19 protein-coding genes are annotated in these 26,514 nt (G+C 39.7%); 12 read left to right on the top strand and 7 right to left on the bottom strand.

Features of this window, described 5'->3' with window-relative positions; translation table 11 throughout:
- Positions 1-197: 197 nt before the first annotated feature.
- On the bottom strand, positions 198-923 hold the full coding sequence (locus tag ADS77_RS09340; RefSeq protein ID WP_054454052.1) for a tetratricopeptide repeat protein: 726 nt from the start codon (positions 921-923) through the stop codon (positions 198-200).
- A 580-nt stretch (positions 924-1,503) separates the two neighbouring features.
- Here ADS77_RS09340 and ADS77_RS09345 point away from each other — a divergent pair.
- From ADS77_RS09345 to ADS77_RS09355, 3 genes are all read left to right on the top strand, one after another.
- Positions 1,504-2,316 carry a DUF6279 family lipoprotein gene (locus ADS77_RS09345; protein WP_235575748.1) on the top strand — a complete coding sequence of 271 codons (813 nt, stop codon included), beginning with the start codon at positions 1,504-1,506 and terminating at the stop codon, positions 2,314-2,316.
- A 21-nt stretch (positions 2,317-2,337) separates the two neighbouring features.
- On the top strand, positions 2,338-2,742 hold the full coding sequence (locus ADS77_RS09350) for a GNAT family N-acetyltransferase (protein ID WP_054204968.1): 405 nt from the start codon (positions 2,338-2,340) through the stop codon (positions 2,740-2,742).
- Positions 2,743-2,865: 123 nt separating this feature from the next.
- On the top strand, positions 2,866-3,906 hold the full coding sequence (locus ADS77_RS09355) for a GGDEF domain-containing protein (protein ID WP_054204967.1): 1,041 nt from the start codon (positions 2,866-2,868) through the stop codon (positions 3,904-3,906).
- Between the two features lie 12 nt (positions 3,907-3,918).
- Here the strand turns inward: ADS77_RS09355 and ADS77_RS09360 are convergent, their stop codons facing one another.
- Positions 3,919-4,866, bottom strand: coding sequence for a LysR family transcriptional regulator (locus ADS77_RS09360; protein WP_054205064.1), 948 nt, complete (start codon positions 4,864-4,866; stop codon positions 3,919-3,921).
- Positions 4,867-4,984: 118 nt separating this feature from the next.
- Between ADS77_RS09360 and ADS77_RS09365 the strand changes: the two genes are divergently transcribed.
- The 4 genes from ADS77_RS09365 to ADS77_RS09380 are packed head-to-tail and all read left to right on the top strand — an operon-like array spanning position 4,985 to position 11,736.
- A complete protein-coding gene (locus ADS77_RS09365) occupies positions 4,985-6,154 on the top strand; it encodes an efflux RND transporter periplasmic adaptor subunit (protein ID WP_054454056.1) in 1,170 nt (389 codons plus the stop codon).
- Between the two features lie 8 nt (positions 6,155-6,162).
- Complete coding sequence (locus ADS77_RS09370; protein ID WP_054204965.1) at positions 6,163-9,321, top strand: efflux RND transporter permease subunit; 3,159 nt, start codon at positions 6,163-6,165, stop codon at positions 9,319-9,321.
- Positions 9,311-10,693, top strand: coding sequence for a TolC family protein (locus ADS77_RS09375; RefSeq protein WP_054454058.1), 1,383 nt, complete (start codon positions 9,311-9,313; stop codon positions 10,691-10,693). Before ADS77_RS09370 ends, ADS77_RS09375 begins: the two co-directional genes overlap by 11 nt.
- A 17-nt stretch (positions 10,694-10,710) precedes the next feature.
- Positions 10,711-11,736: a zinc-binding dehydrogenase gene (locus tag ADS77_RS09380; RefSeq protein ID WP_054454060.1), complete on the top strand. Its 1,026-nt coding sequence runs from the start codon at positions 10,711-10,713 to the stop codon at positions 11,734-11,736.
- Between the two features lie 283 nt (positions 11,737-12,019).
- On the opposite strand, the gene ADS77_RS09385 is transcribed toward ADS77_RS09380, so the two are convergent.
- From ADS77_RS09385 to ADS77_RS09395, 3 genes are read right to left on the bottom strand one after another with little or no spacing between them, the layout of a single operon-like run.
- On the bottom strand, positions 12,020-12,655 hold the full coding sequence (locus tag ADS77_RS09385) for a PqiC family protein (RefSeq protein ID WP_054204962.1): 636 nt from the start codon (positions 12,653-12,655) through the stop codon (positions 12,020-12,022).
- Positions 12,655-14,310: an intermembrane transport protein PqiB gene (gene pqiB / locus ADS77_RS09390; RefSeq protein ID WP_054454062.1), complete on the bottom strand. Its 1,656-nt coding sequence runs from the start codon at positions 14,308-14,310 to the stop codon at positions 12,655-12,657. The genes ADS77_RS09385 and pqiB overlap by 1 nt, the downstream gene beginning before the upstream one ends.
- Entirely contained in the window at positions 14,303-15,547 is a 1,245-nt protein-coding gene (locus ADS77_RS09395; protein WP_054205063.1) for a paraquat-inducible protein A, read from the bottom strand. Before ADS77_RS09395 ends, pqiB begins: the two co-directional genes overlap by 8 nt.
- A gap of 133 nt (positions 15,548-15,680) precedes the next feature.
- Here ADS77_RS09395 and ADS77_RS09400 point away from each other — a divergent pair, with 133 nt between their 5' ends.
- Positions 15,681-16,460, top strand: a complete 780-nt coding sequence (locus ADS77_RS09400) for a substrate-binding periplasmic protein (RefSeq protein WP_082355649.1) — start codon at positions 15,681-15,683, stop codon at positions 16,458-16,460.
- Here the strand turns inward: ADS77_RS09400 and ADS77_RS09405 are convergent.
- A complete protein-coding gene (locus ADS77_RS09405) occupies positions 16,449-17,264 on the bottom strand; it encodes an acyl-CoA thioesterase (RefSeq protein WP_054454064.1) in 816 nt (271 codons plus the stop codon). The genes ADS77_RS09400 and ADS77_RS09405 overlap by 12 nt on opposite strands.
- A gap of 243 nt (positions 17,265-17,507) precedes the next feature.
- On the opposite strand from ADS77_RS09405, the gene dnaK reads away from it, so the two are divergent.
- From dnaK to feoB, 4 genes are all read left to right on the top strand, one after another.
- Positions 17,508-19,430: a molecular chaperone DnaK gene (gene dnaK / locus ADS77_RS09410; protein WP_054204959.1), complete on the top strand. Its 1,923-nt coding sequence runs from the start codon at positions 17,508-17,510 to the stop codon at positions 19,428-19,430.
- 187 nt (positions 19,431-19,617) lie between these two features.
- Positions 19,618-20,754 carry a molecular chaperone DnaJ gene (gene dnaJ, locus ADS77_RS09415; RefSeq protein WP_054204958.1) on the top strand — a complete coding sequence of 379 codons (1,137 nt, stop codon included), beginning with the start codon at positions 19,618-19,620 and terminating at the stop codon, positions 20,752-20,754.
- 352 nt (positions 20,755-21,106) lie between these two features.
- Positions 21,107-21,340, top strand: coding sequence for a ferrous iron transport protein A (locus ADS77_RS09420; protein WP_054204957.1), 234 nt, complete (start codon positions 21,107-21,109; stop codon positions 21,338-21,340).
- A complete protein-coding gene (feoB, locus tag ADS77_RS09425) occupies positions 21,337-23,658 on the top strand; it encodes a Fe(2+) transporter permease subunit FeoB (RefSeq protein WP_054454066.1) in 2,322 nt (773 codons plus the stop codon). The genes ADS77_RS09420 and feoB overlap by 4 nt, the downstream gene beginning before the upstream one ends.
- A 222-nt stretch (positions 23,659-23,880) precedes the next feature.
- Here the strand turns inward: feoB and ADS77_RS09430 are convergent, their stop codons facing one another.
- Entirely contained in the window at positions 23,881-26,106 is a 2,226-nt protein-coding gene (locus ADS77_RS09430; protein WP_054454068.1) for a TonB-dependent receptor domain-containing protein, read from the bottom strand.
- Between the last annotated feature and the right edge of the window lie 408 nt (positions 26,107-26,514).

Genomic DNA, 26,514 nt, shown 5'->3' on the forward strand with positions numbered 1-26,514 from the left:
TTGGCATTTATACTGCGTTATCGCCTATTTATGGGGAACAACCACACTACATAGGCGCTGCCTTGCCTAAATACCAAACATACTGCTGCAAAATCAATCACGAAAGGTCAACACGCCCTAGGGGCTATACCGTTTTCTACTCTTGCAACTTACTTACCCGATGCAGTAATAAAGGGCTAAAACCACCTAGCTAAAACTTAAAACATACGTCCTTCGCCAGCATAGAGTCCAGCCAGAATTCGCTCGTAAAGTACATCGGCTTTCTCTTTTGCCTCGGTAACTTCAGCGGGGAGCATTTTACGCTCATCAAGTTTTCGGCTATGGCTTGCATTTAAATTACCATTATACTCAGCAATGGTATTCCAAATATACGATTTTTCAATGTTCTTTTGTACGCCTAGGCCTTCAAAATACATTAGCGCCATATTAAATTGCGCAAGTGTGTAGTTGTTTCCAGCTGCTTTCTCATACCATCGCATGGCTTGTTTATAATCTTGGCTTACGCCTTCGCCATTAGCATACATTACACCAAGGTTAAATTGAGCTGCAGGCATATTTTTTGCTGCTGCTTGTTTAAAAAGAGTCACAGACATTTGCTTATCAAGTTTTACACCTTTACCTTCTTGGTAAAGAACCGCAAGAGCAAACATTGAATCTACATGTTGCTTTTTGACTCCTTCTTGATAAAGCGCAGCCGCTTTATGGTAGTTACGAACGACGCCGTGACCGTTTTCGTAGAGCTTACCTAATTCGTATATACCAGGTGCAAAGCCTTTATCAGCAAGATAGTTAAACTCTTTTAGCGCTTCTTCAAATTGCCCTTCGTTGGCCGCGCGTATCCCATCTTCAAGTCCTGCATGGGCAACACCATTAAAGCCAAGTGCAGCGACCATTAACAATACATTAAACTTAGGTTGCCACATGGCAATATCTCCATTGAGTTTATAACTCTTTAATTTTAGTCCTAACAATAGCAATTGCCTAGCTTGGTTCTAAAAATGATAACGAATAGATATAAGATACAGATATTACAGAAAATTTAAAGAAATAAAAAAAGCCCCTTAGGGGCTTTTTGGGTTCATATCAACCGTCACCGATATGAGCAATGTAGCAAGTAAGTGTGATCTTAAAGTTGTATTACTTGGGTCGAGTAAGCAATACTGCTGAAGCGTCACTATCTTCATCAACAAAGTTGTACTAAAGGGGTCCAGCATCCTTACTGGATATTCTTCCCTAGGGCACTGAGGTCGGTACATTCCATTCACACTAAGCGAAGTATTAATGTGTGGGTTACTCTGTATTGATGCGAACGATTATTACTTAGTTTAACGTGTCAGTCAACGGTTAAATGATAACTATTTACATTTAATTTGTTTTATTTTGAATTGCTCCATTTACACCGGCGAATAAGTTGATTACCGTAGGGTTATTCGTACTCTAATAAAAACTAAAATGTTTATAAAAAATATACGTTTAAACTATAAGCTTGGATTGATTGGGTTAATGCTGCTTAGTTTAGCTGGGTGTTCAGCATCTTTTACCTATAACAATATTGGTTGGTTATCCACATTTTGGATTGATGATTATGTTGATTTAGACAAGCAGCAAAGTAAAACGGTTAAATCGTTAATCAAAGAAATGCGAGATTGGCACCGAAAAACACAGCTACCGTTATACAAAAAAGATCTTATTACATTACAAGAGATACTGTCAGGAACACCATCGCAGAAAATACTTGTTGCGCACTTTCAAAATACTAAACAACACTGGCAAATTTTAGTAGAGCATATAAGCATGCCTTTAATTGAAGTTGCCAAAACACTTGATAGTAAACAACGTGCACAGTTTATAGCTGCAATTAGCGACAAAATGAATGAAGAGCAGCAAGAATTTGCAGATCAAACAGCAAAGGAGCGTTCTGAAGAGCGTTTAAAAGATCAATTAGCAACTTATGCTGATTGGCTGGGAAAGTTATCGGCAGAACAAACGCAGCTAATTACAGTGGCTAATAGTGAATTTCAATCAACATTTATATTATGGCAACGCTATAAACAAACGCGGTTAGATGCTTTGAGCAGTGCATTTAACTCCGATAAACTCGATAATGATGATTTTACGCGAGAGCTTGGCCGTATTATTAAAAACAGGCACGCATTTATGAGTGAAGAGTTAATTATGCACGATCAACAAAACTTAGCGCGTTATGCGGCATTATTAGTTGATTTAAGGCAAACCTTGTCGGATAAACAGATTAAGCATGCACGTAAGGAGTTTACACAAATGGTTGATGAAATAGACGATTTGATAAATGATTGATATTTTAAGGGATCCAGCCAGATGAAAATACGTAGAATTTCATGGCAGCAAACAATCCCTCTTCGCCACCGTGTTTTATGGCCAAATAAACCTTTAGAGTATTGTCATATACCAGAGGATGACGATGGTTTACATTTTGGGGTATTCGTTGATGATTTATTAGTGTGTGTAGCATCCGTATATTTAACATTAAATAAAGCACGTTTACGCAAGTTTGCCACTGATCCGCAATATCAAAATCAGGGGATAGGATCACAATTGCTTACATTTATCATTACGTTTTTAAAAGGTGGCACTGTTGATTACTTTTGGTGTGATGCCAGAGAGTCTGCTTTAGAGTTTTATAAACGGTTTGATATGCATGTGTGCAGTGAGCGCTTTTTCAAAGGGGAGGTAGCCTACTATAAAATGGAAGTTGCACTTTAGTAACTTTTAGTTCGTCTGAGCGTTATTAGTAGAGGTTAAATGCAGTGATTGGCCTTCTACACTTGAGATATAACCATTTATGTTTAAAATAATAGCCAGTCTCTTCTTAAATTAAGTTTATAAATGGATATTGCGGCCCTTAATAGCACGCTTGCTTTACGTAGTAGAGTTCTTAAGTGGATGTGCCTGTGTCTAGGTGTTCTGTCAGGGATATTTGCGGTATTTAATCTATTAATAAATGACTTTTTAATATTAGGCGCTTTGGAAGTTGTTTTTTCTGTGTATTGTTTTGGTATTTATTTTTATATAACTAAACATGTATTTAAACTTTGGCAGCCTGTCAGTATTTGCACTTTTGTGTCGTTATTAGTTGTGCTGGGTAGTTACTTATCAAGTGTATATAACGCACTTTTTGTTTGGACCCTCGTTTTACCCGTTCTGTATTACTTATTATTGGGAAAGTTGTGGGGCTTTGGTTTGTCAATGTCACTGGCTCTGTTGCAAGCCATCGCATTAATAACAAAAGAAAGTGTGGCTCCATATTCCCCATCGAATCTAGGTTTAAATCTCGCATTTAGCTATGTTACTATTTGGGTTATTGCGCATGTATTTGAAACAAGCCGAGCTAGTTTTTCTAAGCGTTTGGAAGATTTAGCAATGTTAGATCCACTTACAGGCGCTGGGAACCGCTTAGCAATGAATCAATATTTTGAGATTGAACTTAGTGATAAAGAAAATCTTTATACGATGGTAATGGATTTAGATTTTTTTAAGAAAGTAAACGACGAGTTTGGCCATGCAATTGGTGACAGTGTGCTGATTGAAGTAACTAAAATTATCAAATCTCAGTTAACTAAAGAAGGTGCTGTTTTTCGTATTGGTGGTGAAGAGTTTGCCATCTTTGTTGCTCACTCATCGGCGTCTGAGGCGGCAAACATTGCAGAAAATATTAGACATACTATAGAGAATAATAAGCTTATTATTGCAGAGCAATTAGTGTCAATTACAGCAAGTATTGGCGTTATCGCTTACAGTGGCAATGAAACCTTAAAGCAAACAATAAAAGCAGCAGATGATAGGCTCTATCAAGCTAAAAATAACGGACGTAACCAAGTTGTTTTTAATGACCCACCACAGGGAAAGCAACTAAATCAAGCCTCATAATGACGCGACTATTTAATTTCCTTGATACATTAACTCAAACTCTGGAATATTTTGTTCCCACAGAGGCAAGTCTTTTCCTAAATGCTCACGTATTGCATCAAAAAATAGCCGAGTACGAACTGGTAAATCGCGATGTGGATAAACGGCATACATTGCACTGTATTCAGCAAGTTTTAAATGTGTAAGCATAGGCACTAATCGTCCTTCCTTAATTTCATTGCCGATAATAAACGCGGGTGCAAGAACATAAGTTGTTCCAGAAAGGGTTTTATCTAAAAGTACTTCTGCATCATTCGCTCTAAATACGCTTTTAATTTTTTGCTCTTGTGGCAAACCAAACTCATCAACATACTTCACGCCCTCAACGCGCAATGAAGTGCTTGAATAGCTGGCTGCGGGTAAATCAATTAAATCTTCAATTTTTTCAGGCAATCCATACGTTCTAATAAACTCTGGTGATGCCAAAAGTAGTAATCGATTACGGGCAATTTTACGAGCAATTAAGGATGAATCTTTGGGCTCTCCCACCCTAAATGCTAAATCAAACCCTTCAGAGACAATATCGACAAGCCTATCATCTAAGCGTAACTCAACCTCAACCTGCGGAAAGCGTTTTTGAAAATCATTGATCACGGGTTGTAAATAACGCCGTCCAATAATGGTTGAGGATGTGATTTTTAACACGCCGCGCGGTTCTTGGTGATAGTTCTCAGCAAGGCGTACGGTTTCACCTAATAGTTCGCGTAGCTCACTGGCTTTTTTGACCATTTCAGCGCCAGCTGCAGTAAGTGAAAATGAACGAGTGGTTCGATTTAATAAACGAACACCTAAGTCATCCTCAAGACGGCTAATTTGTTTTGAGATCACAGAACGATCAATATTACGGGTTTCAGCTGCTTTAGCAAAAGAGCCACGCTCAACCACTTCTAACAACATTAATAAACGACTCGTAGTATCCATATTTTGCTCATTCAAATTTAATTGGTGCCATATTGGCATTAATGAGTTTTGAAATCTATAGTTTTTGTCCGCAGGTTTGTTCCGTACCATGGATAAATATACTAAAAGGAGCGTCGTCATGAACAAACACTTAATAGCTACTGCAATTTTAGGGGCATCACTTGCTCTGAGCGGATGTGCGGAAGAACCAAGCCAACAAACCAGTCAACAACAGCACTTACAGCCAATTGATGTTGCACAAGTAATTATCAAACCAGTACAAAATTGGCACACTTTCACGACACGACTTGAGGCACCTGAAGAGGTTGCTCTTATGCCACGAGTTGCAGGGGTTATTGATCACATTGCGTTTAAAGAAGGCGATAACGTTAAACAAGGCGATTTACTGTTTAAATTAGATGCTCGTCCATATGCGGCAGTTGTTACCAGCCTTGAAGCACAAGTACAAAGTGCAAAAGCGGCTTTATCTCAAGCGCAAAGCGAAGCGAAAAGAGCGGTAAGGTTAACGCAGCGAAAAGCTATTTCTACCGAGCAAGCTGAATCTCGTACTTCGATGTTACATCAACGAGAAGCTCAGTTAGCAGCATTAAAGGCGCAGCTAGTTTCAGCCAAACTGGATTTAGAATTTACAGATATACGCTCACCGATTGATGGCGTTATCTCCTTAGCAAATATTACCAAAGGTAATAACGTACTGGCTGGGCAAACGGTTTTAACGTCAATTGTGTCAAATCAAACGATGTACGCGTACTTTGATGTAGACGAGCGTACATGGAATAGCGCTTTTAATGATGTAACAGCCAATGATAAACAACAGGTTGTAATGCAAAAGGTAGGTCAACGTGCATTTGCTCACATTGGGTATATTGATTTTATTGATAATCAAATAAACGCAGCAACGGGTACATTACGTGTACGTGCACGCTTTGATGAAAACGAAGCGCTACGCGCGGGGTCATTTGCGCGTATTAAATTAGCCGCCAGCGATGTCACAGAGCAGGTAATCGTGCCAGATAGAGCGATAGGTACCGATTTGAAAAATCGTTTTGTATTGACTGTTGGTGACAATAATATTCTTGAATATAAGCTTGTTACGGTTGGTGAGCGCTACGGTCGTTTTCGCACTATCACATCAGGCTTAAAAACAGGCGATGTGATAGCTGTTAATGGGCCTGCACGTGTGGGACCAGGTATGCCCATTGCGCCAAATCAAATAACGTTAGATACCGAAGGTGTGGCGTTTACGCTCTCGCCAACAGCGCAGCATATTTTAATGGCTAAGAAGTAGGGTAATTTATGAAATTTTCACACTTTTTTATCCAACGGCCAATCTTTGCGGCCATGCTGTCATTAATTATTTTAATTGCTGGTGGTATTTCGTTATTTCAATTACCAGTGAGTGAATACCCTGAAGTTGTGCCTCCAACGGTTGTTGTTACAGCTAACTACCCGGGTGCAAATCCAACGGTAATCGCACAAACTGTTGCCACGCCATTAGAGCAAGAAATTAATGGCGCTGAAAACATGCTGTATATGTTTTCACAAGCGACCAGTGATGGCCGCATGACGTTAACTGTTACGTTTGCGCTCGGTACTGATTTAGATCGTGCTCAAGTGCAAGTGCAAAACCGCGTTAACAGTGCATTGCCACGTTTACCGCAAGAAGTGCAACGCTTAGGCGTTGTGGCTGAAAAGTCATCCCCGGATCTAACCATGGTGGTACATTTGTATTCACCTGAAAAAACCCACGACACCGCTTACCTATCTAATTATGCGGATTTGTATATAAAAGACCAAATTGCACGTTTAAGTGGAGTGGGAGATGTACAGCTTTTTGGTGCTGGGCAATACTCTATGCGTGTATGGTTAAACCCTGATGCACTTGCAGCACGCGAATTAACGGCAATGGATGTGGTAAGCGCACTTCGCGCACAAAATCAACAAGTTGCTGCGGGTAGTTTAGGTGCACAGCCAACCTCAAACGACAGCCAATTTCAGGTGCTACTTAATGTTAAAGGACGTTTAAACAGCATTGAAGAGTTTGAACAGGTGATTATCAAAGTCGGTGAACAAGGCCAACTTACACGCTTAAATGATGTTGCCCGTATTGATTTAGGCCAAAATACGTACTCGTTGCGTGCGGAGCTCAATAATCAACCCGCTTTAGCAATGCCGATATTTCAGCGCCCGGGTTCGAACGCGATAGAGCTTTCAGATCAGGTGCGTGAAACGATGGCACGTTTATCAAACGATTTTCCAAGTGGGGTTGAGTACGACATCGTTTATGATCCTACTGTATTTGTACGTGGATCAATTGATGCTGTAATTACCACGTTACTAGAGGCAATTGCACTTGTTGTTATTGTGGTGGTGTTATTTTTACAAACATGGCGCGCTTCGATAATACCTCTAATTGCTGTGCCAGTATCTTTAATTGGTACGTTTGCTGTGATGCAATGGTTAGGTGTTTCGATAAATACCTTATCGTTATTTGGTTTAGTATTAGCAATCGGTATTGTTGTTGATGATGCCATCGTTGTGGTCGAAAACGTTGAGCGAAACATTGAGCAAGGTCTATCCCCTTTAGAGGCTACCCGTGTAGCAATGAGTGAAGTGACAGGGCCAATTATCGCGATTGCGTTAGTGCTGTGTGCAGTGTTTATTCCAACGGCATTTATTTCTGGGCTTTCAGGTCAATTTTATAAACAGTTTGCGCTAACAATTACGATTTCTACGGTTATATCTGCATTTAACTCACTAACACTGTCGCCAGCATTAGCAGCGTTATTGTTAAAAAGTCACGACGCAAAGCCAGATGCATTGACACGTTTACTTAATCGTTTATTTGGCCGCTGGTTGTTTGCCCCGTTCAATCGAGTGTTCGATCGCGGTGCTAAAGGGTATCAAAAGCTTGTTAAAAAAATGATGCGAATGAGTATGGTGGTAATGGTTGTTTATGTTGCTTTACTCGGCGGTACGTTCAAACTTTTTGATGCTGTCCCGGGTGGCTTTATTCCTGCACAGGATAAACAGTACCTAGTAGCAATTGCTCAATTACCTGACGCAGCAAGCTTAGATCGTACGCAAGATGTAGTAAGACAAATGCAAGAAATAGCGCTGCAAGTGCCCGGTGTTGCTGACACAGTTGCGTTTCCAGGCTTGTCAGTTAATGGCTTTACCAATAGTCCTAACAGCGCCATTGTATTTACTCCATTAGATGCGTTTAGTGAGCGTACTGATCCAAGTCAGTCTGCGATGGCTATTGCCGCGCAACTTAATCAGCGCTTTAGTGCTATTGATGAGGCCTTTGTTGCTGTTTTCCCGCCGCCGCCAATTCAAGGTTTAGGCACTACAGGTGGTTTTAAACTGCAAATTGAAGATCGTGGTAATAAAGGGTTCGAAACCTTATTTAATAGCTTGCAAACAGTAATTGGAAAGGCACAACAAGATCCTGCTTTAATGGGGTTGTACTCAAGTTTTAGGATTCAGGTTCCGCAAATGGATATTGATATCGACCGTGAACAAGCGCTGATCCAAGGCATCCCATTAGATGAAGTATTTAATGCACTACAAGTATATCTTGGCTCTATGTATGTTAATGACTTTAATATGTTTGGCCGTACTTACCAAGTTAATGCCCAAGCTGATATAGATTATCGCCTTGATCCAGAACAGGTCTTAAACCTTAAAGTACGAAATAACCGAGGTAACATGGTACCGCTTGGTTCAGTATTAACAGTAACGCCAACCACAGGCCCTGATCGCGTTATGCATTATAATGGTTACCCAAGTGCAGAGCTTAACGGCAGTCCAGCACCGGGTTATAGCTCAGATCAAGCACAACAGGCTATTGAACTCATTCTGGCTGATAATTTACCCAGTGGCATAGAGTATGAGTGGACAGAAGTGACTTTTCAGCAGATTTTGGCGGGTAATACCATGGTGTATGTCTTCCCATTGGTGGTGTTATTAGTGTTTATGGTATTAGCAGCGCAATATGAAAGCTTACGTTTACCGCTGGCGATTATCTTAATTGTGCCTATGACAATATTCTCAGCATTAATGGGTGTATGGCTAGTGGGCTCTGATAATAATATTTTCACGCAAATTGCATTAATCGTCTTGGTCGCACTCGCGTCTAAAAATGCGATATTGATGGTGGAGTTTGCGCGCGATAAAAATAACCATGGATTAAGTCATTTTGATGCGATTTTAGAAGCGTGTCGGATGCGATTAAGACCAATCCTCATGACTTCGATTGCCTTTACTGCTGGTGTAATCCCGCTGGTATTAGCAACAGGGGCCGGTGCAGAAATGCGTCATGCGATGGGGAATGCAGTATTTTCAGGCATGATTGGTGTGACGGTATTTGGTTTGTTATTCACGCCAGTATTTTATATTTTGGTCACAAAAAGCAAAGAACACGCGACAGTGGAGCAAGTAAATGAACAGTAATAAGTTGCGTATAACCGCTGTATTGGTTGCGGGGTTGTTAGCCGGTTGTGCTAGTAAAATAGATGAACAGCAACATCAGAGTCAGCTTCAAGAGTTTGTTGCGCAAACACAAATTGCATCTCAGTTAGTAGGTCAAGATGAACTAAATTGGTGGCAACAATTAGATTCGTCACAGCTTAATAACTTGGTTGCAAATGCGCGTGCTAATAATCACGATTTACGAACCAGCCAATTAAAACTGAAAAGTGCACTTGCCCGCTTAGGGGGACAAAAAGCACAATACTTGCCCCAAGGTGGTGTAGGTATTGAAGCAACGCGTAGTAGTTTGGGCGAACTAAATACTCGCCAGTCAGCTGCCAATGCCAATTTTGATTGGCAACTGGATTTATTTGGGAAAGTGACTGCATTAGTTAATGCCAGTAATGCAGGGGCAATGAGTCAAGCAGAGCAAGTACGTGCGCTACATATTGAAGTCGTTGCGTCGGTGGTTAAAGGGTTTGTAAGTTATCAAGGAAATAAGCAAAAACAGCATATAATTGAACTGCAAATTGAGGCGCTTAAACAAAGTATAGGTGTATTGCGTGCTCAGGTTGAAGAAGGGATTGCTAATGAGCTTGATTTAAACCGTACTTTAGCGCAGCTAAAGCGCCAGCAAGCATTATTACCGGATATTAAATATGCACAGTTTCGCGACTTAGCAACACTTGCAATGTTATCAGGGCTATTACCGAGTGATATTACATTGATAGATGAGCGTAGTGTACTTGAACGTGGATTTACGGTTAGTTTAGCAAAACCAAGTGATGCAATCGCGCTTCGTCCTGATATTAGCCAAGCGTTATTTGAGTTTAGCCAAGCTCACTCATTAAGCGTAGCAGCAAGTAAAGCGTTGTTACCAGATATTAGTTTAAGTGCGTTTGCAGGTGTATTGAGTTTAGATAATAATCGATTGTCAGATACACAGCAGCAATGGCAAGTTGCACCACAAATAAAGTGGTCATTATTAAGTTACCCGGCTTTATTAGCCCAGCGTGATGCACAACAATACTTGAGTGAAGCCGCTTACAGTCAATATCAACACGTTGTGTTAAATGCAATGAGTGAAAGTGAACTATCATTGCAATTATTAGTAAAGCAAAGTCAGCAGCAAGACTATGCAAAACAACGCTTTGATTTTGCCAATAGTGCCTTTTTACAAGCGCAGGCTATGTATCAAGAAGGGCAAATACCATACTTAGAGTTGTTAGATGCGCGACAGGATGTTTTAATAGCGCAAGAAAATGCAATTGACTCAACGATTTCATCATTACTTGCCAAGGTAGATACCTATCAAGTATTTAATGGTCGTTGGAGTTATGTGTTAGTTAATTAGCCAATGTAGAGTTATTGATGCCACATACTGATTTTTTATCGCCAATTCCCGCAACTATGCGCGCGATTGCGCTACTTGAGCCCAACGAGCAGATCGATTTATCTGAGTTGGAATTGCCTGTGCCAGAAATTGTAGACAATGAACTGCTGATCAAAGTTGAGTATGTTGGCTTAAATCCCGTTGATGCATACTTTGCTAAACAGGGCTTTTGCAAATGGCAATACCCCCACACTCTTGGCTTAGATGCTGTGGGGGTGGTTGTTAAAGCTCGTAAGGGGATATTCCCTGAGATAGGCTCACGGGTAATGTGGCATGGTAATATTGGTGAGCAAGGCGTGCTGTCTGAATACGCCAAAGTCCCTAATTACGCTGTGTCACTAATACCAGATGAAGTCACATTTAGCGATGCTGCGGTGTTACCTTGTGCGGGGATGTCAGCGTTAATTGCGCTTGATAAATTGCAATTGACAGAGGGCGATTCAATCCTGATTGAAGCCGGCGCAGGTGCTGTTGGTCAATTTGCTATTCAGTTTGCCAAGCAACGTGGTGCCACTGTTTTTACAACGGCAAGTAAGCGAAATCATAAACTTGTTAAAAAACTGGGTGCTGATGCTGTGTTTGATTATACCGATAAAAAACTCAGTGAAAAAATCAAAAAAGAGTTAGGCCCACAAGGTTTTGATGCGGTACTGGATTCAATTGGTGGTGAAACAACAGTGCGTAATGTTGAATTAATGCGATTTTGTGGTCGTATAGCCTGTTTAAATCCACTGCCTAAATTTGAGCAAGAGTTGATGTTTAGGCGAGCGCCTAATATTGGTATTGTTTCATTAGGAGGGGCATGGCTGGCTAATAGCTTATGCGCTCAACAGCGAATGAGTTTTATGGGAAATTTATTGCTCGAAAATATGGCGCAAGGCACACTCATGATCCCTGCTATTACGGCAGTTAAATTTGATGCAAAAAGTATTTCCAATGCACTCAATATGCAAGTTAATGGGGGGTTTACCGGTAAGCAAATAGTGCAGATTAACCATACTTAACTATCCTTGTTCGCGAGAGATAAAAACGAAGAAGCCCCGAATATCAACGGGGCTTTTTTAGTTAAAGGTAAATAGCCCTGATCTCGGTTATGCATTATTATCCGAATATGTGGGGAAAGGGTATAAACACAGGGATGTAATGCGCTACTGCAAGCTGCGAGTCAACAGTTTGATGTAATAAGTGCAATTACTTCACAAGACAATACCGCTTCCAAACGAGTCTTTAAAAAGCTGGACTTTAGTGATTATACTAAGGTGATCATAAGCCCCGATGCACTCGCTATTAATGTATTTTTGAAGACCTTTTAATGGTGTGCAACTGAGCTGCTACTTGTAAATTAATGGTATGCCAGGTTTTTTCTAGGCTAGCAACAAGCCCTTCATAGTCATTCTCAACTAAGGGGGTTAGCTCACTAAAATAGTGAACCGCTTGTAAAGAACGACCTTGCTCAAATGAGGTATAGTAAAGACGCCAAAGCCCAGCTATATCTGCATTACCTTGTTTATCACCATAAAAGTGGTGTAGCTCATATTCTAATTCATAATAGCTTTGTTGATCTTTATCAGTGATCACAGGCAAGCCTTTGACAACCATCCAATCATCAAGCGCGGTAAACAAAGTCTGATGACTGCTTGCTGTAAGCATTTGATCGGGTGCTTCACTCCATAAATGATAATTAGCCGCATTGATTTGATTATTATCTATTTTCATTGCAATTCCACGATTGTTTAACGCGCCGCGTAAAGTAACAGTATTAATACGTAACTGTGTTGAGGTATCAATACTATTTCGTTGAATTGGCTTGATAGCCTGCTCGAATTGATAATATTCAATAGATGAATTAAGTGACTGACTGCATCCGGTTAATAATGTCAGACTTATTGCTATTAGCACTTTAGCGATGAAAGTATATGGCATTATTGTTTCCTCGGCGTTGGATCTGCGGGTAATGATTTGTCAAAAATAAACATGTTAGGTTGTTCGTTTAAACCACGAGTTAATGGCTGTAATTCTTCACTCAAACGCTTAAACTCAGACAGTGTTTGTTGTAACTGATGATGAAATTGTGAACCTTGCTGATAACTCGCCATGGTTTTTTCAAATTGTTTCATAGTAATATCAAATTGCTGCATGCTTTTAGTCATTTCAGCAAAATTGCGGTTAAAGTCACCGGGTAAATCTTGTGTATCTTGTTTGCTTAACAACGCACGCATTTCATTAGCCAGTGCTTGGTAATCGGCAAATGTAGACTGCATTTGCGCTAAGCTATCTTCAATTTTTAAACTGTTTACTTTATTGAGTACATCAGAGACTTGATCTGCAAGCACCGTAATACCACTGGAAACACTGGGAAACACTTGGTATTGAGCAATAGATGTGAGTTGAGCTTCAGGTGTATCGTGATAAATATCAAAATCAACATACACAGCACCCGTAAGTAAATTTCCCGGCTTTAATGACGCACGCAGACCGTTTTTAATCCAACCATCAACACTGCTTTTCCAAAACTCTTTAGCCGAAGCACTGTCGTGATACATACGGCCGTACTCTATTTTTATAAGTGCAGGAACTGCGGTGTTATCTGTTTTAAAATGAGCGGGTTTACCGTCAATAATAACATTTGCTGGCGCCTCTACTACAGTGCCAACACGCATGCCTCTGTATTCAACAGGTGCACCCGCACGTAGACCACGTATTGATTGTTCAAATTCAATTAAGTAATAATCAAAATCATAAAAACGTTCTTCAAGAGCATCTTGATAGCTGTTACTTAAAGAAAAACCATGGCCGTCTTGGGCAAAGTCACCCGGCGCTTGTTGTTCTGGTAAACCGACCGAAATTCCCCCTTTTAATAACTTACTCAATGAGCCTGTTTTGAAGTTAATTCCATCAGCTGATAAATCAATTTCAATACCCGAGTTGACCCAAAAAATAGAATTCAGAGTGATCAAATTTTGATAAGGTTCATTGATAAAAATACCATACTTCATGGCTTGATTTTTCCAATCAAAAGTCGCCGTTTCAATTTGGCCAATTTTATAGTTTTTAAAGAAAATTCCGGTGCTGACCTCCATGACTTCTGCATTAAAGCTTTGTAATGTGAAACGACCCCCTTTAACATCTTTACCTATTAGTGCAGGTTCATCTTGTAAATCAAAACGGTCGGTGATGTTTTTACTTTCTCCTGGGGCGAATTCCAAGTAAACACCGGATAATAATGTACTCATACCACTGATCCCCGTTTCATCAATACGCGGCTTGACAACCCATATAGTGGCGTCATCAGTAAGTAAGCTATCATAATGTTTATCTATTTGTGCTCGTGCAATAACACTGTTTTTGTCACTAGAGAGACGAACATGATCAATATGGCCAATTTTTACGCTGCGTACTTTTATTTCTGTTTTACCCGCAACAATACCCTCAGCTTGAGGCATCGAGATGTAGATAGTGGCACCTTTACTTGCTTGATACTGATATAGCATCCATGCGCCAACCAATAAAGCAATAATAGGAATTATCCAAATACCTGAAATAGTTGGCTCTTTTTTGATGTTAGCTATTTCACTCATGTTTTTTCTCTAATTGGTTGTGTTTATTATCATTGCTTGGAGAATCCCATAATAGTCGAGGATCAAATGCGTGCGCTGCCAACATTTGGCAAATTACCATAACTGTAAAAAATATTGTGCCTATACCGGGGGTTACCGACATTAAATTCCCAAGTTGGACTAAGGCTACTAAAATTGCCACAACAAATACATCAATCATAGACCAGCGTCCTATAAACTCAGTTAATAAGTATACCTTGGTATAGCCTTTTGTTTGGCTATTTGCCGGTTTACTAACTAATAAACATAAAAGCGTAAGGATTAATGCTTTTGCTAAAGGCACGACTACACTGGCTAAAAAAATGATTAGCGCAATAGGATAAGAGCCCGCTTGCCACAATACTATTACGCCACCAATTAAGGTAGAGGGGGATTCATCTCCCAAGCTGGTGGTGTACATTATAGGGAAAATATTGGCTGGGATATAACACGCAACGGAAGTAATAAGCCATGCAGCAGCTTTTTGTACACTATGGGGATTACGTATATGTGTTTTTGTGTTGCACCGAGTACAGTATTGAGAGTCACTCAGTTGATGGCAAACATGGCATGAACGTACGTTATTATCTATTGCTCGGTGACTATGATGAACGTATTTAATCGCTTTTATTGGTTGAACTTGATCCCACAGTCGCCTGTGATTGAGTTGCGTAAGCGTAGCAATATAAAAAATAACAAATGCCACATAAGCCCAAAAACTCACCCCAAAACTAATATCAGCCATGGACATAATTTTAACCATACTGACTAACACACCAATTAAAAATATTTCAGACATGACCCAAGGTTCAATGGCTAATGTATATTTAAGCAATCGTTTGGCAAAACCATAAGGAAGTACTTTCAATAAACCTAAATGCAATGGGATTAATGTTACCAATAACGCCATAGGCAACCCGATAATACTCAGATCAATAAAAATGCCAAGTAAATCACTGTCGTAGTTAAAAAGTATGCGAGCGGCGTCGGGAAGGGTTATAGTTTGGGTAATACCACTACTGCTAAATGAGATAAAAGGGTAGAACATACTACTGAGTAGCATGATAAGCGAGCTAAGACTTAAGGCTACTATTCGTGCATCGTTATTTAGGTTTGCAGAGCAAAGCTTAGTGTGGCAGTGTGGACAAACAGCCACTTGCTTAGCAGCTATCCGAGGAACTTCGATAATTAAATCACAGTTAGGGCAAGCTGTTTGCAAATTAATATCCACTGACAAGTAATATAAGACAAGTTTGCATCAATTATATTGTAAATACAATTACCTGATAAATTTACTTGGCAAATATCTCTTAGCACTGTAAGCGTCGGTGTTTGATTTTATAAGGTTTAATATGAAATATTTATTAGCAATATTGTTTGTTTTATTTAGTATTGATTCACTTGCTTTGAGTGCCCCAAAGCTAACTGATCGAATTACAATTGCTGCGAGCGCATCACTGCCTCCATATGTTTTTAGTGATGATAGTACGGGTTTACAACTAGAAATTCTTAAATCAGCCTTTAAAAGTCAAGGTATAACCAATTTAGAAATCGTCTATATGTCTAATAAGCGTGCAGAGCAGCTGCTTGAGCAAAGAAAAATTGATGTTGCTCTAAATTACGCTGGTGGATACTCGCGGGGGATTTATTCAAGTGATAGCTTACTTGCGTATCAAAATGTTGCGGTTAGTCTCAAAAAGAACGATTACATAATAAATACAATTTATGACTTAACAGGGAAGAGCGTATTAGCATTTCAAAATGCAACGGCATTTTTACCAGCTCCATTTAAAACTATTACCACAAGATTACAATTTTATGATGAAGTGGTAAATCAGGCTGCGCAGGTTGATAACTTATTAAAAGAATGGGTTGATGTGATTGTGCTTGAAAAACGGGTTTTCTTGTATTATTTCCAGCAATACCAGAAAAAGCACGCACTGGCGCAGGTGATTACTATCCATCCTATTTTTAAAGAAGCTCCTCGTCCGGCATACTTCAATAGCCAAGTATTACAAGAAGTCTTTGATATGGGGCTTACCCATATCAAAGAAAATGGTGAGTACCGTGCAATTATGGCTTTTGAAGGCAGTGATTATGCGCAAGTAGTCAATCCAGAATTAATCAAATAACGCAACGGTTTGACGAGTAAGCGCGATTAATTCTCCTGACTGTGACCAGATACAGCCATCCTCTAAGCCATAACCATGTTTACAATGCTGTGTTATTGCCTCAAAGCCAAGCCATTGCTGCGCACCTAACTGCGGCATTTGTACAAACTCCAAATACCAAGACATACTACTTGCAGGAGCAGGTTGCTTAAACATTTGTAGTAATGTTGGCGGCCATGCATCCGTCAAAGCAATAATATGGGCTTCGGTTATTTCATTCGGCGATTCTTTTAATCGCATCCAACCACCTAAGTGCGATGTATCTGCACCAGCAAACGGCATAGCGCCTTGTTGTGGGCACAAATCAACATGCTGAAAAAATTCCGGCATCGCGCCTGACTTAAAAGGCAAAGTGTAACGTGGATCAACAGGTTTCAAGCCCATCGTTTTAGTAACAGGCACATTAATTGCTGAATCACGGGGTTTAGCGAAGCATGCTTGTACTACTACACTCACTTGATTATTTTGCACTGCCTTTGCTAATACTTGCGTACTGCTTTTACCTTCTCTTAAAACCTCTACTATTAACGAAAACTCAGTATCAGCTAATAAAGGACCGACAAAGTTCGTACTTATTGATAGTAATCGACGACTTGCTTCAACTTGTTGGCGCATTGCTTGATAAAGTAAAGACGCTGAAAGCCCCCCAAACGCTGTTCTGCCTTGGCACCAATTAGCCGGAAATTGCATTGTTGCTTTGGCTTGTTCGTGGGCTGGCATAAGGCCAATATGTGCGGCGCTTTGAAGGAGTTGATCGAAATGCATAGCAGTTCCTTGTGTAATGATTATTTATTATTGCAATTTTATAGCACGGAAAAACTCATCAGACCAGTTTGTGTGTGGGTTGATTGACGCAAAAAACATCAATCCATACAATTATCAGGGTTATTTGCAAAATAAATGATAAAAAATCACTTTTTTTTCATTTTTACAGTTGAATTCAGTTCTGTGCATCCCTATTTACTAGTCATCGAACGTATTAATGAATTTTGAAGTTGGAGATGTTTCATGGGTAAAATTATTGGAATCGATTTAGGTACTACAAACTCTTGTGTTGCAGTACTAGACGGCGGTAAAGCACGCGTAATTGAAAACGCGGAAGGCGATCGCACAACACCATCAATTATTGCTTACACGCAAGATGGTGAAACACTTGTTGGTCAACCTGCAAAACGCCAAGCAGTGACAAACCCAACCAACACATTATTTGCGATTAAGCGTCTAATCGGTCGTCGTTTTGAAGACGAAGAAGTACAACGCGATATCGGCATCATGCCTTTTAAAATCATCAAAGCAGATAACGGTGATGCATGGGTTGAAGCAGGCGGTGAAAAACGCGCAGCACCACAAATTTCAGCTGAAGTTTTGAAAAAAATGAAAAAAACCGCTGAAGATTTCCTTGGCGAAGAAGTAACAGAAGCCGTTATTACTGTTCCTGCATACTTTAACGATTCACAGCGCCAAGCAACAAAAGATGCTGGCCGTATTGCGGGTCTTGAAGTTAAGCGTATTATCAATGAGCCTACAGCCGCAGCACTTGCTTACGGTATGGATAAAAATAAAGGCGAAAACATTGTTGCAGTATATGACTTAGGTGGTGGTACTTTCGATTTATCAATCATTGAGATTGATGAAGTTGAAGGCGAGCACACATTTGAAGTACTTGCTACCAATGGTGACACTCACTTAGGTGGTGAAGATTTCGATAACCGTGTTATTAACTACTTAGTAGCTGAATTCAAGAAAGATCAAGGTCTAGACTTAAAGACTGACCCACTTGCAATGCAACGTGTTAAAGAAGCTGCTGAAAAAGCAAAAATTGAGCTTTCATCTGCACAATCTACAGAAGTAAATCTTCCGTATGTAACTGCTGATGCATCAGGTCCTAAGCATATGAACGTGAAATTAACACGTGCTAAGCTTGAGTCACTGGTTGAAGACTTAGTACTTAAATCAATTGAACCACTTAAGCGTGCTCTAGCGGATGCTGATTTAACTGTTAGCGACATCAACGACATTATTCTTGTTGGTGGCCAAACACGTATGCCACTAGTACAAAAAACAGTAACTGAGTTCTTTGGTAAAGAGCCACGTAAAGATGTTAACCCTGATGAAGCAGTTGCAGTAGGCGCAGCGATTCAAGGTGGCGTGCTAGCTGGTGACGTTAAAGATGTACTATTACTAGACGTTTCTCCACTGTCTCTAGGTATCGAGACAATGGGTTCAGTAATGACTGCGTTAATTGAGAAAAACACGACGATTCCTACTAAGAAATCGCAAACTTTCTCAACAGCTGAAGATAACCAAGCAGCGGTAACGATTCACGTACTACAAGGTGAGCGTAAACGTTCAAGTGACAATAAGTCTTTAGGTCAATTTAACCTAGAAGGTATTCGTCCAGCACAACGTGGTACACCACAAATCGAAGTAACATTCGATGTAGATGCTGATGGTATCTTACATGTATCTGCAAAAGATAAAGATACAGGTAAAGAGCAAAAAATTACGATTCAAGCGTCTTCAGGTTTAAGTGATGAAGAAGTTGAAAAAATGGTTCGTGATGCTGAAGTTAATGCCGAAGAAGATAAAAAATTCGAAGAGCTTGTAGCAGCACGTAACCAAGCTGATGCAATGGTTCACGGTACACGTAAGCAAATTGAAGAAGCGGGCGATGCACTTCCAGCCGAAGATAAAGACGCTATCGAAGCCGCTGTAGTAGATTTAGAAGCCGCTATTAAGAGTGACAAAAAAGACGAGATTGAAGCAAAAACTCAAGCTCTAGCTGAAAAGTCACAAAAATTAATGGAAATTGCACAAGCTAAAGCCCAACAAGGCAACGCTGATGCAGGCGAGCAACAGCAACAACAGTCAGCTAAACAAGATGACGACGTAGTTGATGCTGAGTTCGAAGAAGTAAAAGACGACAAGTAATTGTTGTTAGCGCTTCGCCTAACTAAAAACACGATGAATAGTGTCATGATTTAAGTTAGGATGAACACCTTAGGCGCGCAGGCAAAAGCTTGACGCGCCTTTTGCATGTAAATTAGATGGTAAATCGATGTGATTTATCGGTTTATCCGCAGCCAAGCTGCAGTAAGAAAAGAGTAGTGTGATAGATATGTCAAAACGCGATTATTATGAAGTCCTTGGAGTGGCAAAAGATGCCAGCGAAAGAGACGTTAAAAAAGCGTATAAACGCTTAGCGATGAAATATCATCCAGACCGTACCGCAGGCGATAAAGAACTTGAAACTAAGTTCAAGGAAGTTAAAGAAGCCTACGAGATTTTAACCGATGCTCAAAAACGTCAAATGTATGATCAATACGGTCATGCTGCATTTGAACAAGGTGGCGGCGGCGGTGGTCATGGTGGCCACGGTCAAGGTGATTTTGGTGACATCTTCGGTGATGTATTTGGTGATATTTTTGGTGGCGGCGGTGGTCGACGTCAATCACGTCAACAACGCGGTTCCGATTTACGTTACAACATGGACTTAAGCTTAGAAGAAGCGGTTCGTGGTAAAGAAGTTGAAATTAAAGTACCCACTTGGGTAAGCTGCTCGCCATGTGACGGCAGTGGTGCAAAAGCGGGATCTAAACCTAAAACATGTACAACGTGTCATGGTGCAGGCCAAGTGCAAATGCGCCAAGGTTTCTTTGCTGTACAGCAAACATGCCCGACATGTCAGGGGACTGGTCAGATTATTTCTGATCCATGTAACAGCTGCCATGGCCAAGGTCGTGTAGAAAAAACTAAAACATTATCAGTTAAAATTCCTGCGGGCGTTGATACTGGCGACCGTATCCGTTTATCGGGTGAAGGTGAAGCAGGCGTGCACGGTGCACCAGCTGGGGACTTATATGTTCAAGTATCAGTGCGTGAACACCGCATATTTGAACGTGATGGCAATAACCTTTATTGCGAAGTACCCATTGGCTTTACAACAGCGGCATTGGGCGGTGAAATTGAAGTACCTACCTTAGATGGTCGTGCTAAATTAAAAATCCCAACAGAAAGTCAAACAGGCAAAATGTTCCGCATGCGCGGTAAAGGTGTTAAGTCTGTACGCAGCGGCGCTATAGGCGATTTAATTTGTAAGGTAGTAATTGAAACGCCAGTGAACTTAAATGAGCGCCAACGTGAATTACTCCAAGAGCTTGAGCAAAGTATGGGTAAGGATGGTTCAAAAAATCGTCCAAAAGAAAAAGGCTTTTTTGATGGTGTAAAAAAGTTCTTTGATGACCTGACGAAGTAATAACTCATTACTCATAAAATGGCGCTAATTAGCGCCATTTTTTGTTTGAAAACTTTATTATTAATTTACAAATTACCCCACCTAAAAGTAACTTGCTTGATAAAAAGTTAAATTTAAAAAAAAACAGTTAATTAACATCTATGAAATATGCAAAGAACGAATACCTCATCTAAGCAGTCAATAACGGTTAACTCATTAACTCTAGCTACTAAAAAACATACCTATAACAGGTAATTACATCTCGTTTTTGCTTTATTTTGTATACTTATCGATATGATAATCAGTCTCACTTGCATGATTGGATAATCGGCGTAAAATCAGCCCATTGATGTAATTAATAGAATAAGACGGCATGTTAACATTAGATAAATTAACTATCGGCCAACATGGCTCTGTGGTAAGCATTGATCCCAATGCAAGTTTGCTGCGTCAAAAATTACTCGCGATGGGGCTTACCCCTGGTGCGCCTGTCCATGTGCTACGTTTTTCTCCGTTTGGTGATCCTATGATTATCAAAGTGCGTGGTACTGTTTTAAGTCTTCGTAAAGCTGAGGCTCAATCGATTAATTTGGAACTTGCTGTATGAATCCAAACATAGCTGTTATTGGTAACCCGAACTGTGGTAAAACCACGCTTTTTAATGCACTAACAGGCAGTAAGCAAAAAGTTGGAAATTGGTCAGGCGTGACGATCGATAAAAAAATTGGTCAGTTTAAGGTTGCTGATCAGCGCGTTGATTTGGTTGATTTACCGGGCACATACTCACTTGATGTAAACTCGCAAACACCACTTGACGAAAAAATAGCACGAGATTATGCGCTAAGTGGCGAGGCTGAGCTGATCATTAATATATTAGATGCATCAAACCTGGAACGAAATTTATACCTGACCGCACAGCTACTTGAAATGAAAGTACCTTTGGTTATCGTGTTAAATATGGTTGATGTTGCTAAGCGAAATGGCTTAGTGATAGATACTAAAGCCCTAGAAGAAAAGTTAGGTTGCCCTGTAATTGCGTTAAGTGCCAATAATAAAAAAGGGATTACAGGATTAAAGTTATGCATTGCTAAAGGCTTAGAGCTTAAGCAGGTGTCGTCGCATGTGCCGCATTATGATCAAAAAGTAATGCATGCGACAAACAAAATTGTTAAAAGCCTACAAGCAAGTGATAAAAAAATAGACAATGTAGATACTCAATGGCTTGCACTGCGTTTATTAGAGCAAGATGAAAGCTGTTTTAGTTACGCTGATCAAGATACACAGGCATTGGCTAAAACACAGTTTGCACAATTTGCTGATCATCATGAACTTGATGTGCTATTTGCTAACGGGCGATATGAATTTGCACATCAGCTTGCTGATCAAGTTCAAAATACCAAGGGTGTAGCATCAGATACGATTAGTGATAAAATTGATGCAATAGTGATCAACCGATTTTTAGGGATCCCAATCTTCCTAGCTATTATGTACGTAATGTTTACAGTTGCGGTGAATGTTGGCGGTGCATTTATAGATTTTTTTGATATTGCCGTTGGCGCTATTTTGGTTGATGGCTTTGGGCAAATACTTACTTCAGTCGGTGCGCCTGATTGGTTACGTGCATTATTAGCCGATGGTATCGGTGGCGGTATTCAGTTAGTTGCGACCTTTATTCCTGTTATTGGCTTTTTATATTTCTGCTTAGCTTTTATTGAGGATTCAGGCTACATGGCTCGCGCTGCATTTATTATGGATAGATTAATGCGGGCCATAGGTTTACCTGGTAAAGCGTTTGTACCCTTAATTGTTGGTTTTGGCTGTAACGTGCCATCGGTTATGGCCACACGGACATTAGAAACTCATAAAGATCGTTTATTGACGATTGCCATGTCGCCGTTTATGTCATGTGGTGCTCGGTTAAGTGTTTATGCATTATTTGTTGCCGCATTTTTTACAACCAATGGTCAAAACCTTGTGTTTGCACTGTATATACTGGGCATAGTAATGGCGGTATTGACAGGGTTAGTACTTAAAAATACCTTATTTAGTCCAACCCTTACACCGTTTATTTTAGAGTTGCCTGCGTATCATATGCCTACGGCAAAAGGGGTACTTTATAAAGCATGGGAGCGTTTAAAAAGCTTTTGTATGCGCGCTGGTAAAACGATTATCGTCGTTTTTGTTATTCTTAAAATACTAAGTTCATTTGGTACCGATTACACCTTTGGTAACGACAACACTGATAAATCAATGCTGAGTGAAATATCAAAATTCGCAACGCCAATATTTTCCCCAATTGGTGTTGAGCAAGATAATTGGCCTGCTACAGTGGGTATATTTACAGGCGTGTTTGCTAAAGAAGCGGTGGTTGGTACGCTAGATAGCTTATATTCAAACTTAGAAGGTGCAAATACGACAAGCGATGAACCGGTTAAAGTTCTTGATAAAGTAGGTGAAGCTTTTTCCAGCGTGCCTGCCAATTTACTGGATGTTTTTGGTAATTTACTCGATCCGTTAGGACTAAATGTCGCGAATGTGAGTGACCAAACGAGTGCTGCGGTAGATCAAGATGTTAATGTGTCAACGTACGCGACTATGGAAAATTTATTTAGTAGTCAATTAGCCGCATTTAGTTACTTGGTGTTTGTACTGTTATATACCCCATGTGTTGCTGTTATGGGCGCCATGTATAGAGAAGCTGGAATGAAGTGGATGCTATTTGTAGCGACTTGGTCAACAGGTCTCGCCTACATTACCGCCTCAGTAGTTTATCAAGTGGGTAATTTTAAACACTCACCTATGTTCTCAGCTTTTTGGTTGTTGGGTTGTGCTGTGGTGGTTGCGTTAGCGGTAAGCTCAATGCGTATTTATGGAAAACGCATGGCAGCTAAAAGCCGCTTGATCCCGGTGGTGAATATTATTTAATCTAGGAGCCATATTTATCAACTATTCGCATGTAGTTGTTTATGAGCAGCGTAGATACAATACTGTGTCGCGTATCTACGCTTATGTACTCAAACAACTTTAAAATTAATGTGTTAATTTGCAGCAATGACATTCGCTTTTTATTACAGCTGAAACACGTATTTAAAGTTGTTTGGTATAACTAATTCTAAATTATAAATACCTTAATCTGAGCTTGAACAATTAAAATTGGTAACTAAGCGTCACCTTGTAGTTTCTCCCTAACTCACTTGGATCGTTTGCTTCGCTGGCAGGTGCGCGTAAATAACGCTTATTGGTTAGGTTGTTTACGCCAAAGCGAACACTGAGATTACTGAGGCTATCACTACCTTGATACTGTGCATTTAAGTTGTAAATACTGTATGTACTTGTGCCATAGCCATATTTTTTGTATGTGTCACTAAGGCGTTGCTGCGCCCTGTAATGGAGTAATTGTATACCCACATTAAAGTTATCATTTAATTGATAATTGGTATTCCACGTTAACTTATTTGCTGGGGCTTCAGCATAAGGCTGTTTATTGTAATCAATTGTTCCTAAAAAGAAGTTAGGCAGGCCTATAATGTCCATGTTTAGTTTTGCATATCCTAGGTACATATCGAGATTTTTGTATTGATACTTTGCCTCTATTTCAAAGCCTTCACTTTTTAGCTGACCAATGTTTTTAGCACTATAATCTCGATGTGTTGCAACAGGGATTCCATTGGCAGGATCAGGACCAGGTGAACCGAGCTGCTTATTACCGTCGGCGTCGATGTAGTACATATACGGTACGTTATCTATGTAATCATCAATGTTACTTTTAAAATATATGGCTTTAATGCTGAGCTGATCAATGTATGCAGTATCTTGCCATGCGAAGCCGACACCTCCTTCATAATTTAAAGCACTCTCAGCTTTTAAATTAGGCTGGGGTTCTGAATAGCATAACTTACCGCCGATATGACAGCGCCATTCATCTTTTTTATACAGCTCTTGTAACGAAGGGGCTCTGAATGCCTCAGCCGCTTTCATATAAAAATTTATATTCTCAGTGGCCTTAAATGTTACTCCTAATTCTTTTGATAATGCATTATTTTTATTATCAGCAAAACTAATAAAGGTGTCGCTGCTACGGTCATAATTGTCGTAACGAAGCCCCGCAGTTAAAAGAATACGTTTATTAAAGAATTCACTTTGGTCGATTACTGACAGCGATACATTATCGCCTTGGCTTTGTCCGTAGTAACTTGAGAGGGTCTTTTTTTCATATTGTTGCTGGTCAAATAGTTCGCGATCAAAACTAAACTCGATAGCCAATTTATGGTCAATTAAGCCCGTGAATGTTGCGAGGTTGGCAACTCTCAATCCATAGCGTTTGTTTTCACCATTACTGACTTTATCAAAGTCTATTTTATTTTCACCTCGCATAATGTAGCCATTCGTAGTCTCATCGTAGGTTTTTTTGCTATAAAAAGCCTGTACGTCAAGGTCGATAAACATATTTTGAGGTTGGTATGTGTAATTAAGCATACCTTCAATGTAGTCATTTTTGTAATCTTCACTGAGTGTCGGGTAGGTGATCCCCAAATCGAGTCTTTGCCCGTAAGGCTGATCGAGTGACTCTGTTTCACTAAAGTCTAGTTTACTTTGGAGGCTATGCTCAGGCATAAAATACCATGTGTTTTTTAGAGTTAAATTTGTTCTTTGAGACTCATTTTTTATTTTATCGAGTTGTGCAATAGCTTCATCTTCTTGTGCGTGATCTTTTTTAACTATGTCTATATCACTGTAATTTACTTGGCTAATGTACGCTACGGTATCGAGCGTATCCGTTAGATGAAAAGCCGATGCTGAATAAAAAACAGCATCAGAAACAGATTGATAGTTTGCAGCAACATTAACACCAACACCCTTTTCAGCGGCTAAATAATCAGCTGCATTCTTGGTGACTAAACGAATACTTCCACCAAGTGCGCCCGAACCTACGGTTAAAGAATCAGCACCTCTTAATACTTGGACTTGTTTTAACTGGTTAGGATCAACTCCTAAACTGTTTATTACAGCGATGTTCTGGCTGCCATCAGATTCGCTTTTTCGTTTCACATTATCGACAGATACATGAATTCGCTCACCATATAAACCACGAATTGAAGGTTGACCTGATAAAGGATTAACACTTCCAGATACGTCAACCCCCGGTAATGTTCTAAGTAATTGTGTGAGATCTGCAACTTGCTGGCGTTCAATTTCTTTTGCGTTTAGTGAAGAAACTGATGCGGCAACATCTTGATTATCGAGTGTTAATTTATGGCCAAAAACTTCAATTTTTTCAATATTTGCAGGGGAGTCAGAGTGTGTATTTTGGCTATATACGCCCATTGAACAAGTGGCCGTACTAATACATACAAACAGATGAGAGAGTTTCAAAGTAACAAATCCTTTTAAATGATAATTATTTGTATTTGATCGTAATGTAATACGTAATAACTTATTTTTCAATAAATTATTACTAAAAAATACTAATTTGTGATTAACTATAATGATTAGTGGGCGTTATTTTGTTTTTTGTAAACCTATAATAATTAATGTTTTTATTTTGTTTTGTTAATTTAAAATAAAAGAGAATTTACTTTAATGGAATAGTTTGGTGCATTTTTATATTTTTATTACAAGCTTGCTACAAGTTTGTATTGAGCGCAGTAGTCTCTCAAATTATCAATTTGAAGGGCAATTAACCTGCAAAGTTAGTTTGGGTTTATAAACAGAAAATGAGTATAAAGTTGTTAATTAAAGAGTCACAAATTGGGATACTTATAGCAAACGTTGCGTATAATC

It is taken from the genome of Pseudoalteromonas porphyrae, assembly GCF_001298125.1.
GTDB classification, from domain to species: Bacteria; Pseudomonadota; Gammaproteobacteria; order Enterobacterales; family Alteromonadaceae; genus Pseudoalteromonas; species Pseudoalteromonas neustonica.

Coding starts and splice junctions, on each gene's coding strand:
- ADS77_RS09340 (WP_054454052.1), bottom strand. CDS start 923: ATGTGGCAACCTAAGTTTAATGTATTGTTAATGGTCGCTGCACTTGGC.
- ADS77_RS09345 (WP_235575748.1), top strand. CDS start 1,504: ATGCTGCTTAGTTTAGCTGGGTGTTCAGCATCTTTTACCTATAACAAT.
- ADS77_RS09350 (WP_054204968.1), top strand. CDS start 2,338: ATGAAAATACGTAGAATTTCATGGCAGCAAACAATCCCTCTTCGCCAC.
- ADS77_RS09355 (WP_054204967.1), top strand. CDS start 2,866: ATGGATATTGCGGCCCTTAATAGCACGCTTGCTTTACGTAGTAGAGTT.
- ADS77_RS09360 (WP_054205064.1), bottom strand. CDS start 4,866: ATGGATACTACGAGTCGTTTATTAATGTTGTTAGAAGTGGTTGAGCGT.
- ADS77_RS09365 (WP_054454056.1), top strand. CDS start 4,985: ATGAACAAACACTTAATAGCTACTGCAATTTTAGGGGCATCACTTGCT.
- ADS77_RS09370 (WP_054204965.1), top strand. CDS start 6,163: ATGAAATTTTCACACTTTTTTATCCAACGGCCAATCTTTGCGGCCATG.
- ADS77_RS09375 (WP_054454058.1), top strand. CDS start 9,311: ATGAACAGTAATAAGTTGCGTATAACCGCTGTATTGGTTGCGGGGTTG.
- ADS77_RS09380 (WP_054454060.1), top strand. CDS start 10,711: ATGCCACATACTGATTTTTTATCGCCAATTCCCGCAACTATGCGCGCG.
- ADS77_RS09385 (WP_054204962.1), bottom strand. CDS start 12,655: ATGCCATATACTTTCATCGCTAAAGTGCTAATAGCAATAAGTCTGACA.
- pqiB (WP_054454062.1), bottom strand. CDS start 14,310: ATGAGTGAAATAGCTAACATCAAAAAAGAGCCAACTATTTCAGGTATT.
- ADS77_RS09400 (WP_082355649.1), top strand. CDS start 15,681: ATGAAATATTTATTAGCAATATTGTTTGTTTTATTTAGTATTGATTCA.
- ADS77_RS09405 (WP_054454064.1), bottom strand. CDS start 17,264: ATGCATTTCGATCAACTCCTTCAAAGCGCCGCACATATTGGCCTTATG.
- dnaK (WP_054204959.1), top strand. CDS start 17,508: ATGGGTAAAATTATTGGAATCGATTTAGGTACTACAAACTCTTGTGTT.
- dnaJ (WP_054204958.1), top strand. CDS start 19,618: ATGTCAAAACGCGATTATTATGAAGTCCTTGGAGTGGCAAAAGATGCC.
- ADS77_RS09420 (WP_054204957.1), top strand. CDS start 21,107: ATGTTAACATTAGATAAATTAACTATCGGCCAACATGGCTCTGTGGTA.
- feoB (WP_054454066.1), top strand. CDS start 21,337: ATGAATCCAAACATAGCTGTTATTGGTAACCCGAACTGTGGTAAAACC.